At 43.7% G+C, this 15,783-nt stretch carries 16 protein-coding genes; 12 read left to right on the plus strand and 4 right to left on the minus strand.

The genetic code is table 11. From position 1 onward, the window contains the following. The first annotated feature begins 71 nt into the window (after positions 1 to 71). From nikA to ITG09_07745, 8 genes are all read left to right on the plus strand, one after another. Positions 72 to 1,658 carry a nickel ABC transporter, nickel/metallophore periplasmic binding protein gene (nikA, locus tag ITG09_07710; protein UPR53497.1) on the plus strand — a complete coding sequence of 529 codons (1,587 nt, stop codon included), beginning with the start codon at positions 72 to 74 and terminating at the stop codon, positions 1,656 to 1,658. Between the two features lie 110 nt (positions 1,659 to 1,768). Beyond that, entirely contained in the window at positions 1,769 to 2,713 is a 945-nt protein-coding gene (locus tag ITG09_07715) for an ABC transporter permease subunit (protein ID UPR53498.1), read from the plus strand. Then, a complete protein-coding gene (locus ITG09_07720) occupies positions 2,710 to 3,534 on the plus strand; it encodes an ABC transporter permease subunit (protein UPR53499.1) in 825 nt (274 codons plus the stop codon). Before ITG09_07715 ends, ITG09_07720 begins: the two co-directional genes overlap by 4 nt. Continuing rightward, on the plus strand, positions 3,531 to 4,337 hold the full coding sequence (locus tag ITG09_07725; GenBank protein UPR53500.1) for an ABC transporter ATP-binding protein: 807 nt from the start codon (positions 3,531 to 3,533) through the stop codon (positions 4,335 to 4,337). Before ITG09_07720 ends, ITG09_07725 begins: the two co-directional genes overlap by 4 nt. Next, positions 4,337 to 5,119, plus strand: coding sequence for an ABC transporter ATP-binding protein (locus ITG09_07730; GenBank protein ID UPR53501.1), 783 nt, complete (start codon positions 4,337 to 4,339; stop codon positions 5,117 to 5,119). The genes ITG09_07725 and ITG09_07730 overlap by 1 nt, the downstream gene beginning before the upstream one ends. A 494-nt stretch (positions 5,120 to 5,613) precedes the next feature. After that, on the plus strand, positions 5,614 to 7,074 hold the full coding sequence (locus ITG09_07735) for a lytic polysaccharide monooxygenase (protein UPR53607.1): 1,461 nt from the start codon (positions 5,614 to 5,616) through the stop codon (positions 7,072 to 7,074). 196 nt (positions 7,075 to 7,270) lie between these two features. Next, complete coding sequence (locus ITG09_07740) at positions 7,271 to 7,822, plus strand: MAPEG family protein (protein ID UPR53502.1); 552 nt, start codon at positions 7,271 to 7,273, stop codon at positions 7,820 to 7,822. 249 nt (positions 7,823 to 8,071) lie between these two features. Further along, complete coding sequence (locus ITG09_07745) at positions 8,072 to 8,560, plus strand: GNAT family N-acetyltransferase (GenBank protein ID UPR53503.1); 489 nt, start codon at positions 8,072 to 8,074, stop codon at positions 8,558 to 8,560. A gap of 189 nt (positions 8,561 to 8,749) precedes the next feature. On the opposite strand, the gene ITG09_07750 is transcribed toward ITG09_07745, so the two are convergent. Further along, positions 8,750 to 9,325, minus strand: a complete 576-nt coding sequence (locus ITG09_07750; protein ID UPR53504.1) for a nucleoside triphosphate pyrophosphohydrolase family protein — start codon at positions 9,323 to 9,325, stop codon at positions 8,750 to 8,752. 213 nt (positions 9,326 to 9,538) lie between these two features. Here ITG09_07750 and ITG09_07755 point away from each other — a divergent pair, with 213 nt between their 5' ends. Beyond that, a complete protein-coding gene (locus ITG09_07755) occupies positions 9,539 to 10,609 on the plus strand; it encodes a sensor domain-containing diguanylate cyclase (GenBank protein ID UPR53505.1) in 1,071 nt (356 codons plus the stop codon). Positions 10,610 to 10,625: 16 nt separating this feature from the next. Here the strand turns inward: ITG09_07755 and ITG09_07760 are convergent, their stop codons facing one another. Both ITG09_07760 and ITG09_07765 read right to left on the minus strand, forming a co-directional pair. Then, positions 10,626 to 11,192 carry a DUF1415 domain-containing protein gene (locus tag ITG09_07760; GenBank protein ID UPR53506.1) on the minus strand — a complete coding sequence of 189 codons (567 nt, stop codon included), beginning with the start codon at positions 11,190 to 11,192 and terminating at the stop codon, positions 10,626 to 10,628. Positions 11,193 to 11,277: 85 nt separating this feature from the next. Then, positions 11,278 to 12,477, minus strand: coding sequence for an MFS transporter (locus tag ITG09_07765; GenBank protein ID UPR53507.1), 1,200 nt, complete (start codon positions 12,475 to 12,477; stop codon positions 11,278 to 11,280). Between the two features lie 110 nt (positions 12,478 to 12,587). Here ITG09_07765 and ITG09_07770 point away from each other — a divergent pair, with 110 nt between their 5' ends. Next, a complete protein-coding gene (locus ITG09_07770) occupies positions 12,588 to 13,460 on the plus strand; it encodes a LysR family transcriptional regulator (protein UPR53508.1) in 873 nt (290 codons plus the stop codon). Between the two features lie 88 nt (positions 13,461 to 13,548). Here ITG09_07770 and ITG09_07775 read toward each other — a convergent pair whose 3' ends face one another. Further along, a complete protein-coding gene (locus tag ITG09_07775) occupies positions 13,549 to 13,785 on the minus strand; it encodes a glutaredoxin family protein (protein ID UPR53509.1) in 237 nt (78 codons plus the stop codon). A gap of 153 nt (positions 13,786 to 13,938) precedes the next feature. Here ITG09_07775 and ITG09_07780 point away from each other — a divergent pair, with 153 nt between their 5' ends. Next, positions 13,939 to 14,436, plus strand: a complete 498-nt coding sequence (locus ITG09_07780) for a M48 family metallopeptidase (protein UPR53510.1) — start codon at positions 13,939 to 13,941, stop codon at positions 14,434 to 14,436. Positions 14,437 to 14,440: 4 nt separating this feature from the next. Next, a complete protein-coding gene (gene rlmF / locus ITG09_07785) occupies positions 14,441 to 15,763 on the plus strand; it encodes a 23S rRNA (adenine(1618)-N(6))-methyltransferase RlmF (protein UPR53511.1) in 1,323 nt (440 codons plus the stop codon). The last annotated feature ends 20 nt before the right edge of the window (positions 15,764 to 15,783 follow it).

Below are 15,783 nucleotides of genomic sequence, written 5' to 3' on the forward strand. Positions count from 1 at the left end.
ATGATATTTATCGTTATAGTACTATCAAATTAGTTAATCATAATAATTATCATTACCATTAAGGTTTGTTTATGCCGTTTAAAAAACTTATCGCTACTTTAGCTGTTGCTGCTTCTGCTGTTATACCTGTTCAAAATGCGTTTGCTGAGGAGAGTACTCTTACTTTTGCAAACTATCGTGATATCCGTGACCTAAACCCACACCTTTACGGTGGTGAGATCTTTGCACAAAATCTTATCTTTGAAGGACTAGTACACCTTGGCAAAAATGGTGTACTTGAACCTTGGTTGGCGAAAAGCTGGAGCACTTCAGAGGATGGTAAAACCTATACATTTAAACTACGTGATGATGTCACGTTTTCTGATGGCAAGCCGTTTGACGCCAATGTTGTGAAAGCGAACTTCGATGCGCTGTTGGATAACGCTAATCGCCATACATGGCTTGAGTCTATCCGCCTGATGGTGGAAATTGAGAAGACAGGCAAAGAGAGTGTCAGAGTGGTAGATAGCCACACAATTGAGGTTGAGTTTGCTGAATCATACTACCCATTCCTTGTTGAGCTTGGTGTAACTCGTCCATTTCGTTTCCTTTCTCCAGAATGTTTTAAAGACGGAACCACCAAGAATGGCGCTAGCTGCTATGTAGGCACTGGTAGCTATGTGTTGACAGAAAACGTGGTTGACCAACGCGCAACGTTCGAGCGAAACGAAAACTACTGGGGTGAACAACCACAAGCCGATAAGATCGTGGCAAAGGTAATTCCAGACAATCAATCGCGTCTGCTTTCACTACGCAGTGGCGAAATCGATATGGTTTACGGCCTACAACTTGTTAGCGCGCAGTCATACAAACAGTTTGAGAAAGATCCGCGTTTTGGCACAGAGCTTTCTGAGCCAGTATCGACACGTATGTTGATTTTGAACTCGACTAGCGAAAACCTAAGTGATACTCGAGTTCGTCAGGCACTGAGCCACCTTACCAACAAATCAATCATCGCAGAACGCATTATGTTGGGCTTAGAAAAGCCAGCGGACACTTTGCTTGCGAAGAATGTCCCTTACGCTGATATCGAACTGACGCCATACCAATATGACGTTGCTCAAGCTGAAAAACTGTTGGATGAAGCCGGCTGGAAGAAAGACGGCAAGACTCGTAAGTTGGACGGAAAACCATTTGAAATCACGCTTTCTTATGACAGTGACAAAGTCGTAGAGCGTACTATCGCACAGTACTTACAAAGTGAATGGTCGAAGGTTGGCCTAAAGATGAACATCGTTGGTGAAGAAGAACAAGCACACCGCGATCGCCTGAAACAAGGTGAGTTTGATTTGTCGTTCAATATTTCTTGGGGTACGCCTTACGACCCTCAATCGTTCCTTGGTGGTATGCGTAAACCGGTATATGGCGATTACGCGGCACAACAAGGCATTCCACAAAAAGCTGAGATTGATAACCACATCTTAGAAGCGTTGGAAGCTATTGATGAAACCAAGCGTCAAGAGCATTACACGTACGTACTGAAAACACTGCACGAACAAGCGATCTACATTCCGATCAGCTACGAGCAAAACCGTGCGGTATTCAACAAGCGTGTAGAAGGTGTTGGTTTTAACCCATCTCAATTTGAAATCCCGCTGCAACGTATGTCAGTAAAGTAAGTAATAGATACTCTTTGTCTGTTCCCTTTACCACTGATTAGCTTATTGACTGACGCTCTTTTCGGGGTGTCAGTCTTTTTGCTTACTGTTTATATTAAGAAAGTAACCGAATGGCTAAATACATCCTAAAGCGATTACTGAGTGCGAGTGTGACACTGTTTTTTGTCTCTTTTATCGCGTTTGCCTTAGTTAATATTATTCCAGCAGACCCTGCTGAAGTGGCACTGCGTGTCAATGACACCACGCCAAGTCCAGAAGCCATTGAAGAAATTCGCTTAGAGCTTGGGTTAGACCGTCCGTTTTTAGTCCGTTATACCGATTGGCTAGTATCGTCTGTGCAAGGCGACTTTGGTATCTCGTACACCAATACCAATCGACTGGTTTCTGAAGAGCTTGCACGAAGCTTCCCATACACGCTGAAACTTGCAGGGTTATCACTCATCTTGTTGGTGTGTGTCAGTATCCCTATGGGTGTGCTCAGCGCCGTGTATAAAGATCATTGGTTTGATCGCATCGTCCGAGTATTTATTTTTGCTAGTACCGCAATGCCCAACTTCTGGTTGGCTTTTATTCTAATTTGGGTGTTTTCAATCAATCTATATTGGTTACCAAGCAGCGGTGCGACCACTTTCAGCCATTTCATCTTACCGTCAGTAACTCTGTGTATGGCTTATGTTGCTACGTACATCCGCCTGATCCGTAACTCTATGTTGGATTCAATGAATCACAACTATGTGAATTACGCGCGCGCTCGTGGTATTTCAGAGCACAGTGTCGTTTGGAAGCACCTTCTTAAAAACTCGCTACAAACCTCAATGACAGCACTAGGCATCGGCATCGTTCGTTTGATTGCCGGTACCGTCGTTATCGAAAGTATATTCGCGATACCTGGTTTAGGACGACTCGCTTTGGCTGCGATTTTCAATCGTGATTACCCAATTATCCAAGCTTATATCTTGGTGATGGGTAGCTTGTTTGTTGTGTCTAATTTACTGATTGATATTTTACATACGGTGGTCGATCCCCGTCTCAAGTCAGGAGCGAAGAACTCATGATAAGACGCCTACTTTCCAATCAGACCGTTGTTGTTTGCCTGTTTATCTTAACGGCTATCTGCTTAATGGGGGCTTTTGCGCCTTACCTTGCGCTGCACGATCCTAACTTGGCGGATGTGATTAACTCTATGATGCCTATGTCGATGGAGTACCCACTCGGCACTGACCATTTGGGTCGATGTATCTATTCTCGTTTGTTGTTTGGTATTCGTACCACGCTGTATTACTCGCTATTAACCATGGTTATTACGGCAGTCGTCGGCGGCTTCATTGGTGTGGTTTCTGGTTACATGCGAGGCAAGGTCGATTCATTGATCATGCGTGGCTGCGAAGTCATGTTGTCATTCCCGTATGAAATTATTGTTTTGAGTATTGTGGGCATCATGGGTCCGGGTATTTTCAACATCATAATTGCGAACTTTATTGCGAAAATCGCATGGTATGTGCGTATTGTTCGAAGCTCAGTGATTTCGTTTAACCACCAAAACTACATCCTGTACTCACGTACGGTTAAGACACCTCAAAGTTTTATCTTTCGTAAGCACTTAGCACCGAACATCGCTGCTGAGGTCATCATTCTTGCGACTCTAGATCTAGGCTGGATTATATTGAGCATCTCAACACTGTCTTTCCTTGGTTTAGGTGTACAGCCTCCAACGGCAGAGTGGGGCGCAATGTTGAGTGATGCCAAAGAAGTTCTCTTCTCTAATCCTGAGCAGATGGTCATCCCCGGGATTGCAATCATGGTTGTGGTGGCGTGTTGTAACTTACTTGGTGACTCTTTACGTGATGTATTAGACCCAAGAACGGAGCAAAGATGATGTTAGAAGTTAAAAATCTTAGCGTCGCGCTACATAAACCGACACACAGAGATCTAGTCTCTGATGTAAGCTTTACACTCAAAGAAGATCAATGTTTGGGTATTTTGGGTGAATCAGGTAGCGGCAAAAGCCTGACCTGCAATGCGATTAACGGCTTGTTGAACGACTCTTTCTCTATTTCGGGTGATGCGCTGTTTGAAGGCAAGAATCTATTTGATATGCCTCAGAAGCAGCGTCGTCAATTAAGGGGTGAGCAGATCTCGATGATCATGCAAAGCCCAATGACGGCGTTCAATCCACTGTTCACGATTGGCAATCAAGCTGTCGAAACCATAAAGCAACACCAGTCAATGAGTACTAAAGAGGCTATTGATCTGTTCTGCGATGTGCTGACTCGTGTCAACCTGAAATCAGTCCGCGATTTAATTAAGAAGTACCCGCATGAACTTAGCGGGGGCATGCTGCAACGAATTATGGTGGCATTGGCATTGGTGCTGAAACCCAAGCTGATTATTGCCGATGAGCCCACAACGGCGATTGATTATATCTCGCAACGAGAAGTGGTTAAGGAGCTAGAGTTTGTACGAGAGCAGTTTGGTACCAGTCTAATTTTCGTTAGCCACGACCTGAGTTTGGTTTCTCATATTGCAGATAACGTTATGGTTATGAATCAAGGCAAAGTGGTTGAGTACGGCGCTACTCGCAAGGTGTTCACTCAACCAGAAAGCAAACACACGCGTTACTTAGTGGATACTCGTATGGCATTAGTAAATCGATTTAAATCTGTCATGGAGAGCTGCTAATGTTGATTGAAGTAAAGAACGTCACCAAGGCATTCAAAAACGACGATAGTTGGTTTTTTCCTAGCTACCAAAATGTACTCAATGGTGTGTCTATCACGGTTAATGAAGGTGAGTGTGTCGGCGTGGTCGGCGAATCGGGCAGTGGCAAAAGTACACTAGGGAAAGTCATACTTGGTCTAGAAGCGGCCGACAGTGGCGAGGTGGTACTTGGCAACGCTATTTCGAACCTACCTATGCACCAAGTAATGAGTGTGGTATTTCAAGATTACAACACCTCGGTGAACCCGCGATTGACGATTCGAGAGATCATCAACGAGCCTTTGATTAACGAAAAGGTGGGTAAGGCAGAACGAGAATCCCACTTGGTTCTGCTACTTGAAGAAGTGGGCTTAGATGCAGACATGCTTGACCGTTATCCACATCAACTCAGCGGTGGACAATTACAGCGTGTGTGTATCGCAAGAGCGGTAGCGCCCAACCCTAAGTTTATCTTGCTTGATGAAGCGGTGAGCTCTTTAGATGTATCTGTTCAGGTACAAGTTCTCGACCTCTTGCAAAAACTCAAACAAGAGCGCCAGATTTCGTATTTGTTTATCACACACGATATTGCTGTCGCGAGTTTTCTTTGTGATCGTTTAATGTTTTTTAAAGATGGCCAAATCGTCGAGCAAGTCGATGATATGCGAAATCTGAAACACGTAAGTGACCCTTACACCAAGAGCTTGTTAGAAGCGGCTAGCTATCTAGAAATACCGTTTGAAACTGAGTTTGGCCAAAAATGACACTGATTCATAAAGATTCTTTAAAATAGCGTTCCCATTTATTGTTTCTACCGTAACTCAACCTTTATTGGGTGCTGTGGATACCGCCGTTATTGATTCCTTTCCTTCAGTTTAACTAACGTTCATTTCGACAAGACGTGTAGTGCATATCCCTAAAGCGGCTTAATCATTAAGTCGCTTTTTTATGCATCTCGGATGGTTTTTCCTCTATCAAGACGGAATACTGAGATCCAATAATTCGAAGCAACATCATCTATCTACAATGCATTTGTTTGAGTTGTGTGATGCTGATTCCTATGAATATAAAACTCGCTGTTATTGATAAAATTGACGTATATATTTTTCGTTGTTCTTCAAACAAAAACTATAAACCCTCGAACTGCAATTTTGATTGGTAAGTGACCAATTGATGTAGTGCGCAGGGTAAAATAATAGAGAGTGGGAAAGTGACAACAATAAATAATAATATTCTAAAAGTAGCAGTAGGTATGGCTATGCTATCGAGTGTGCCTTCAGTGGCAAATGCTCATGGTTGGTCTGAATTTCCAAGCGCACGTCAGAACACGTGTTACGAGCAAGGCGGGATTTGGTCGGGTGCACCACCGAATGCAGCATGTGCTCAGGCGAAAGATATTTCTGGCTCTTACCCGTTCGTTCAACGTAACGAGTACGCGAAAAATATCCAAGATTTCAACAATTTCAATGCTGTAAAAGCGGCGATTCCTGACGGCACGCTATGTTATGCCAACGATTCGCAAAAGCGCGGCATGGGTGCGCCTCATACTGGTTGGACTCGTACCGAGCTAAGCACTGGTACATTTGAATATGTATTCAACGCGACTGCGCCACACAACCCTTCATTTTGGGAGTTTTACCTAACGAAGCCGAACGCAGACCTAAGTAAAGGCCTAGCGTGGGGTGACTTAGATCTTATCCAAGAAGTGGGTAATGTCCCTGTAAACGGTGGCAAATACCGTATCAATGTGACTATTCCTTCAGACCGCTCTGGCGATGCAATCCTATATGTACGTTGGCAACGTGACGATGCAGCAGGCGAAGGCTTCTACAACTGTTCAGACATTACTATCGCGGGTGGTACAACACCTCCGCCAGATCCTACACCACAACCGGATCTAGTTCGTGGCGACTTGTTTGTTTCAGACCAATTTGGAACACCAGAAATTGGCGATACAGTTAAGTACGACATCATCAACAAATACGGTGAAGTAGCACGTAGCTTCGACATCGTTATTGATGCGAGCAACGTGAATGATTGGGCTCGTCTGCTAGCTTCGGAAATCAACGGTTGGCACGAAGAGTTTAAAGACGGTGCGATCTTCATCGGTGACTGGCACGCCGAAATGCAGCACTACATGTACTTCCAAAACGATCCTTCACGTAACTTCTTTAACTCAAAAGATAGCCGTGCTTCTGGTCAGTTAACACTGATTGAAGGTGGTGACGGCGGTGTTGAGCCATTAAAAGGCGACATCTACGAGCTAGTGAAGAGTGATAATGTGGTTAATGCTGGCGACAAAGTTGTGATTGCAACGAGCGAAGCAGCAAACCTAACACAAACTCAAGGTTCTGCAGTTAGCATTCAAAACAATGGTACGGCTTCAATTGTTGTAGACACGACTGCAATTACGGCGAACGAAACTTTGTCATTCATTGCTAGCTCTATTGAAAGCGAAAGTGTTGAAACCTTCACGTTCGAAGTGATTGCTGATGACGGTGGCGTAACACCAGACCCAGATCCAACGCCGGATCCAGATCCGACTCCTGACCCTACGCCAGATCCAGGCACGTGGGACTCATCTGCGACTTACCTTGGTGGCGAAGTCGTGACTTACTCGAACCAGTCATGGAAAGCACAATGGTGGGTTCAAGGTGGTACAAACCCTAAAGCGACCTACGAAAACGACCAATGGGGCGTTTGGCGTCCAGCTAACTAATCTTAGCTATCGTTAGTTAATTAGCTTTAAAGTAATAACCAAGACACCACACTTTTTGACGAGTGTGGTGTCTTTTTTTATTGGAAAGGCTTAATAAACGAAATAGGTTTGATTTCTGTTGGTTTTATCCTTCCATATAGTAAAAGAGCGTCACAAACATCAACTGGTCGATAAGTAATAATTGTAAATCTGTTCAATGGGTGGCGAGGGTTTTATGGAACTAACCAGTAAGCAAGTTGGAGTCTTTAAAGGAATGGCGTTGGCTATGTTAACCGCCATTGTTGCAATCTGGGCAGCGATCGTTTTAGACCCCTTCAATTACGCCCAAGCCAGTATGCTAGAAGATAGGGTGACAGTTTTAGGGCTTTCTCTGATACTGCCGACCTTGATGTTAATCGTCTCTATTGGGCGTTTAGCCAAGTATCGGTTCTTCAGCCCAGAAGATATCGATGGCAGTGGGTTAACGTCCGGCACAAAGCGAGCCATCATTTTGCAAAGCATGCTTCAAAATACCTTAGAGCAATTAGTTATTGCAGTCGGTGTGTATACGGCGTGGTGTTTGTTGATGCCCTACGCTTGGTTATCGGCGGGACTCGTGTGTTCAGTGTTGTTTTTTATGGGGCGTATCTTCTTTTTCAAAGGCTACAGTCATGGAGCACCGGCAAGGGCTTTTGGTTTTGCATTAACCTTCTATTCAACGGTCGTGCTGTGCTTAGTATTGGTGGTCACTCAAGTTATATCCCTTTAAAATCAGTGGTTTGATTTATTATCCTTCCTAAATTGCGTAAGGCTTAGTTCTTTATTCGTAGAACAAAATGGTAAAATTCGAGTCGAGTGAACTGCATTCTTTTCAGAACACCAGTATCTCAACTCTATATCAGATTTAATCAAAACAATCTTTCCTAACCTATTGTTAAATATTTACTATTTGATAATGTGTCTAGGTGCACATTAAGGATGTGTTTCATATTTAGCGATGAAAATAGTAGGAGTTGCGATGAGTATTATAGTGAGACGGTCTGAACCGTCGGATGCAAAGGGAATCAAAGAAGTTTACGAATGCACTAATGCTTATACCGGTACGCTGCAACTCCCAAATCCATCTCTGGAAAGCTGGCAAAAACGAATATCTAACATGCCTGACAACGTGTACTCGTATGTCGCGATGATCGACGATGAGATTGTTGGCAACTTGGGAATGGAAGTGTGTGTGAACCCAAGAAGACGACATGTCGCTTCATTTGGTATGGGTGTTAAAGACGATGTGTTAAGTAGAGGCGTTGGTAGTCAACTGCTCGCGACCGCGATCGACTTGTGTGATAACTGGATTAACATTAAGCGAATGGAGCTCACGGTATATACCGATAACGAAAGAGCGATCAGCCTGTATAAGAAGTTCGGTTTCGTGATTGAAGGAGAGTCTGCAGGGTTCGCTTTTAGAAATGGCGAATATGTGGCGGCTTATCACATGGCGCGACTGGTATAACATTCGATTACAACTAAAACAGGTAAAATTAACACACGGCTGCAATTTACACGCAGTTGCCATCAGACACAGCTAAAATTAACTGACAGATAATAAAACGCCACGTTATTTAAACGTGGCGTTTGCTATTTTAGTTCGCTGGTGCTTTAAACAACTATAGCCATAACCTTAGTTCAGTCGCAAACTTAGTTAAGCCGTTAGTGGCTCAAGGTTCGCAGGGCGGTAGTGTACTGATTTTAGTACTTTACCTTGGCGAACTGTCTTGCCTTCAGATACGAAATCTTCCGCGCACTTTGCAATGATGTATTCGCCTTTCTGAACAGCCATCAGCTTGATGTTTTGCTCAGCATAGAAAGCTTCTGTTTCAGCGTATTCTGTTTCGGTGCGACATACTTTGCTCATGTTGCTCGAGTGTACTTCGTCCCAGCACGGTAAGAAGTCAATTGAACGGTTTTTAGAAACATTCAACAGTAGGTCGATCAGGTAGCTGATTGCTAGGTTGTCTTCTACCTTAGCTTGACCAAGGTGAACCAAGCGTCCCATCAAAACATAAACGCTGTCTACAATAGCGTCCGCTTGTTCGATTTTAGAGTCAGCTTCTGCAAGTTCTGTCAGTTCTTCGATCGCTAGAGAGGTATGTAGCGTATCGCCCTTTTCGTCCATTGTTTCAGGAGCAGCAACAGGCAGATCAAAAGTACTGCGGAACTCTTCAATGTCGCGGTAAAGGTGATCGTAGATTTCTTGGCTTAGTTGAGAAAGGTTCATTTTCCTATCCATTCTGTTTCGTTAATGGATTATTTTACCAAAGCTAGGAATAGGGTGCTAACGCAAAGTCGAAGAAGTCGACTTTTATTCGTTGGACCAATGAGGTATTTTGCATACAAACTAATTGATTATTATGTTTTTTTACACTTTACTCTTTTTAATATACCAAATATTAATGTTGTCATTAACTTCGGCAGCAGTGGGACTCCATTTATGAACCAAGCTAGTGAAAGTGAAATTGTTATACGCCGCTTGTATCAAATCACCAATGATTATCGAAAGGGCTTCGATATTCAAATCGCTCAGCTACTTATTATGGGGCTTGAACGCTTCAACCTTGATATTGGTATCTTATCGAAAGTCGATGGTAATGCTTATGTTGTTGAACATTGTGTTACGCCTGACGGGGTAGAGCTCAATAGCGGTGACACCTTCGATTATCGTTCAACCTATTGCGAAATTACTTGTAAATCGATCGGTCCTATCTGCATTGAGCATTGTGGCAAACACGATAAGTATGCGAAGCATCCTGCTTACCAGTCTTTTGGTTTGGAGTCTTATATTGGGGTTCCCATTTTTGTTAATGATGAGCTTTATGGCACCTTAAATTTTTCAAGCCCGGCACCTTACCATCGCGAGTTCAAAGAGTTCGATGTCGACGTGATGAGGCTAATGGCGTCATGGATAGAAGTGGAACTGGTAAGAAGGCAGCAAGAGCGAAAACTCAAAGAGCTGAATGAGAAGTTAGAGTACCAAGCTATGTACGATCCTTTGACACACCTGCCGAATCGACGTTGCTTGTTTAAAACGTTGAACGCAGAAGTGGAACAGTTAAAAGGATCTTTAGGAAAGGGAACCTTGGCGGTTGTCGACATCGACTTCTTTAAACAGGTCAACGACACTTATGGCCACCAAATGGGTGATGTTGTATTAAAGAAAGTGGCGAACGTGCTGAGCAATAACACTCAAGAAGGTGAGTTTGTGGCGCGTTTTGGTGGTGAAGAGTTCATTCTTTGGTATCCAAATAAAAACCCAAGTTGTGTTGAAGATAAGTTCATGACTCTTTTGCAAGAGATGAAGAAAATCACGCTTGATAGAAAGCCTGTCACTATATCAATCGGTGCGTGTCATTTTGAGTTGAGTACAGGGGATACCAAAGGGGAAAGGATGTCGGCGTTAGATAAACTAATCAAAGTTGCCGATGAATGTCTGTACATTGCGAAACAGAATGGACGAGATCAGTTCATTTCTCGTCCATATCATCAAGAGCGCTCGGGAATATGAGCGATTAACTGAACTATTAGCTAAACAAGTAAGGGAACAGTTTACGGCGTTCTTCTGGCGTTAAAGACTCAACTCTCGCGATGTTGGTATCAGGAATCGCTTCAGGGTTAGGGTAGTGCTTCAACACTTTTTCCATACTTGCTTCACGAATCAAATGGTAAACCGGATAAGGAGAGCGATTCGTTAGGTTCTCATCGTCTTCTGGGTCTGCGCCACCAAAACAATAGTCTGGATGAAAGGTGGCCACTTGATAAGTACCTTCCCAATCTTCTTGTTTGATCAGGGCTTCAATCCAATCAATGAACATGTTGTAGTCGAAAAAATCTTGCAGCATGTTAGGAACAACCACCAAAGTTGTCTCTAACTCGGCAACCGGTGTGTTATCTAACTCAACAAAATGCGTCATGATGTCTTCTAGCAACACTTCTTCGGTTTCTGCTTCGCTCACAAAGATCTTAATTTGCTTATTACGTTGTGGCTTAGCTGCGAATGGACACAGGTTTAGGCCAATAACGACATCGTCTAACCACTGTTTTACTTGGTCGTGGATGGTTTGAAGATCAGTGCTTTGAGTGTTCGACATAACAGGTTCCGAAATGAAATTTTGCGTAGGATATCAGAACGGACGTTAATCAAAAGCAATAATTGAGTTACAAACTCAGTCGTAGTTATGCTTGTGCGAGTTTGGACGTAGATACTTGTAGCTGTTTCAACTGGTAGACCCATGCAAATATCGCAACATAGAAGATAGAGCCGCCTGCAATTACGCCATTCCAACCAAACAGTTGCCAGCAATACAAAAGTAAGAACCCACCTAAACTACCGCCAATATAATAGTGAACCAGATAGAGCGCGGTAGCTGTTGCCTTAGCACTCGGGGCTTTTTGACTCACCCAAGAGTAGGCAAGGGTATGGGCGAAGAACGCGCCGCCGCTAATCAATAACAAACCAGCTAACATGAACGGGACTTTATCGACCGCAGAAACTAGCATTCCGATTAAGCTAATGCACACGCCCATCAAGATACCGTTTAGCGGATCAAAGCGAAGCGTCCATCTGTTGGATAGCTTCGAACTGACCGTTCCGGCCAAGTAACATAGGAATATAAGCGATGCTAAACCCACAGACACTGAATGAGGTGCGGATACTAGCCTAAAGCCCATTACTGAATACAGGTTTACGAACAGGGCAAAGTTAGCGCCACCAATCAACATCGCGAGCCATAAGGTACGGTTTTTTAAGTGCGTCACTACCGAGCGATTATGATGAAAGAACAGCCCTTTCTGCGGTTTGAAGTTTTGTTGGTCAGGCAGGCTATACGCAATATAGAGTGCGCCAAGTAAAGAGCCGACAACGAAAAACAACACAGTCGCATGCCAGTCAAAATAATCCGTAATCAAGCCGCCCAATACACGCCCGAAGATGCCACCTAATGAGTTAGCCGCAATATAACCGCCTATCGCGACTGCGAATGCTTTCGGTGATAACTCTTCGACCATGTAGGCAACAGCCACACCTGCAAAAGCAGCAACCGCTATTCCCATGAATGCTCTGGCAATAACAAGCTGTAGTAGGGTAGTTGTGAACACCATGCTCAGTCCGATTAGCGGGATAGCAAATAAGCTGAACAGAATGATGGGTTTTCGGCCAAAGGTTTCAGAAGCGATTGCCCAAGGCACCAAGCTGATGGAAAGCCCAAGTGTTGTCGCGGCAAACAGCCAGTTGATTTGAGTTTCAGATACTTGGAAGTGCTCCGCCATGTGCGGCAAAATTGGCTGAAAGAGATAAAGGTTACAGAAAATGATAAATGAGCCAATCGCCAATGATTGGGTGATGCGTTTGTATTGAGGACTGCCTTTATCAAACATTTACGTTGAGCCTGCGCGAGTTAGTAAGCTATTTGTGAACAAGTTATCAGCACAAGTGTGATTAAAGAAATATATTAAAAATATCACCTCTATATATTTAATATATCGCCATGCTTGAATCAAAACCACTTCGTCATTTCTTAGCTGTTGCGCAGTTTGGTAACTTCACTCAAGCCGCCAAAGCGCTGCATATCGCGCAGCCTGCATTGAGTATCTCCATTAAAAAACTCGAACAGACGCTTGAGCTGATTCTCTTCCGTCGTGGAGATAAATCCGTCACCCTAACGGAAGAGGGAAAGGTACTGTTTGAACATGCGAAGCGAATATCCCAGCAGTTTGATGATGCTCAACTCGCAATGAATGAGTTAAAGGGACTGGAAAAAGGCGAGGTGCGATTGGGCGCTCCAAGCATGATGGGGAGTTACTTTTTCCCGCAAGTTGTGATGGCATTTAAAAGCCAATACCCAAACCTCAAGTTGACCTTGATTGATGCGGGTACTGAATCGATTAGGGAGATGCTATTAAACGGCGAACTCGATATTGGCGTAATCAACCATGAGAATGTCCCTGATGCTTTCGAAACCGACCACTTGTTGAGTTCTGAGATGCTCGCCGTTGTCGGTAAGGAACATCCGTTAGCACAGCAGCCTTCGATGACCTTTGAAGAATTTTTCGCTCAAGAGCTGATCATGTTCAAGTCGGGTTATTTCCACCGTGACTTTATCGACGCAACGTGTAAAAAATACAACCTAGACATGACCATCGCATTCGAAACCAACTTGCTCCCGATGATTCTTTCTATCGTGAAGCGAGAGTTTGCCATCACTGCGCTGCTTAGCTTGGTGACAGAATATGAGGAAGACGTAGTAGGCGTGCCATTTAAAGACCCTGTGAAGCTGAACCTATCTTTGGCGTGGAGAAAGGAAGGGTATCTGTCCAAGGCAGACCGAACCTTTATTGATTTCGTTAAGAGGTATGTGTGATTTAATAAGATATAAATAAACAAAGCCCGAAGATCCTAGGTTGGACATTCGGGCTTTGTTTGTAGAAATATAAGTCTCTTAAGTCACGTTAAGTGTTCTTTGAGTTATACATCTTATCGAAGTTCTTCTGATTCCAACCAACCATCACTTGATCGCCGATCTTAAGCACGGGGATAGAACGAGCACCCATCGCTTGTAATTCTTTGCGGCCACGCTGCATTTTTGCATTCGTCAGGCGGTAAACAATTTTCTTAGAGTCCAAATAGCGCTGGGCATCTTTACAGTGCGGGCATTTGTCTGCGACGTACAATACAACACGTTTCATTTTTACAATCTCTTTTTGAGTCTAGCTCTTGGTGAATCTCGCTAAAGTGTAACGAATCCTAGGTGATTAGAAAAGTGTGATCAGTTACACTATGCGGCTCAATTTTCAAGACCACAACGTATTGTCGTGGTGTAACTTGTACGGTCTTTCAGCATGCATCCTTCTTTACGCTATATTCAAGGCTATCCTAAGCACATTCTTGATCCTGTGACTCAACTTGTTGAGTCGGGTAAATTGGTGCCGTGGTTTGAAGCTCGCTACCCAAAGAATCATGAAATCAAAAGCGAGAAAGCCCTGTTTGACTATGCGATTGAGATAAAAAATCGCTACATGAAAAAAACACCACCGATCAGCAAGGTGATTTACGACGGCAAGATACACCTAATCAATAATGCGTTGGGTCTTCATTCTTACGTTGCGAAGAATCACGGTGGAAAGATCAAATCAAAGAATGAAATTCGTATCGCCAGTGTTTTTAAAAATGCACCAGAACCTTTGCTGAGAATGCTGGTGGTACATGAACTGGCGCATATCAAAGAGAAAGAGCACGACAAAGCCTTTTACCAACTATGCTGTCACATGGAACCGGAATATCATCAACTTGAGTTGGATGCCCGTTTATTCATGATGTATTTAGATTTAAAGAAGTAGCCCAATGAGCCAATCACAAAATAGAACTACGTTAAGCCTGTCGAAAAACAGCACTTCATCAGCAAAAACAAAAGACAATCAAGCTGATGTTAAGCCAAGTACAGCTAAGCCGAGCAGTGACAAGCGTATTTCTACCAAGAACACATCGGATAAAAGCCGCAATAACAGTGCACCGAAAGGCGCTGGTAATAACAAAGCAAAGCGACCTTTTGCAAAAGATAGCCAAGGTAAGCAGAGTGCGAATAAAGGAGCAGCGAATAAGGGGTCTTTCAACAAAACGGCTTTTAATAAAAACGCAGCCCAAAAAAGACGTTCGGCTGAAAAACCTCAAGGTGGTTTGCACCCAAGAAATCAGCACACTGGTCGCTATGACTTCGAGTTATTGGTTTCCGCGTTGCCTGAGCTAAAAGAGCACCTGATCAAGAACCCAATGGGCGAAGACACCATTAATTTCTCTGATCCATTAGCCGTTAAGCTACTCAACAAAGCTTTGTTGGCGCATCATTATGGCGTTAAACATTGGGATATTCCCACTGGTTACTTGTGTCCGCCAATTCCTGGTCGTGCAGACTACATTCACAGAGTGGCCGACATTCTTAATAGCGATGGCCAAGGTGAACCTTATAATCATGCTTCTGTAAAAGCATTAGATATTGGTGTTGGTGCAAACTGTATTTATCCAATTATTGGTGCGACAGAGTATAAGTGGCGCTGCACGGGTACGGATGTCGATTCAGTCTCTATCAAAACAGCGAACTTCATTGCTGAAAGTAACCCTAATCTAAAAGGTAAGATTCGCGCTCGCCTACAAGCCGACTCTGAATCTATCTTTAAGGGCGTGATTAAAGATAATGAACGTTACGATGTCACAATTTGTAACCCTCCATTCCATAGCTCTCTAGAAGAAGCGGAAAAGGGTTCACAACGTAAGCTGGATAACCTAGCGGCAAACCGTGCTAAGAAAGCCGGTCAGTCGTTCAAGCCAGAGACGAACAAAAAGTCAGTTAAGTTAGATAAATCAACTAAGCAAGAGAAACCAACCTTAAACTTTGGTGGCCAAAAGTCTGAACTTTGGTGTCCGGGTGGTGAAGCCGCTTTCATTATGAAGATGGCGAGAGAGAGTCAACTTTTTGCTACTCAAGTCTTGTGGTTTACGACATTGATTTCTAAGAAAGACAACGTCGATATGGTTCGCTCTGAGCTAGGTAAGCTACGCGCTAAACAAGTGAAAGTGGTCGAGATGTCGCAAGGCCAGAAGGTGAGTCGCTTTATCGCATGGACCTTTATGGACGATGAGCAAAGACAAGAGTGGATTGCGCTTAAATAGTGGCCGCACTTAGTTAAGAC

The organism is Vibrio cyclitrophicus (genome assembly GCA_023206055.1).
Taxonomy (GTDB): Bacteria; Pseudomonadota; Gammaproteobacteria; order Enterobacterales; family Vibrionaceae; genus Vibrio; species Vibrio cyclitrophicus_A.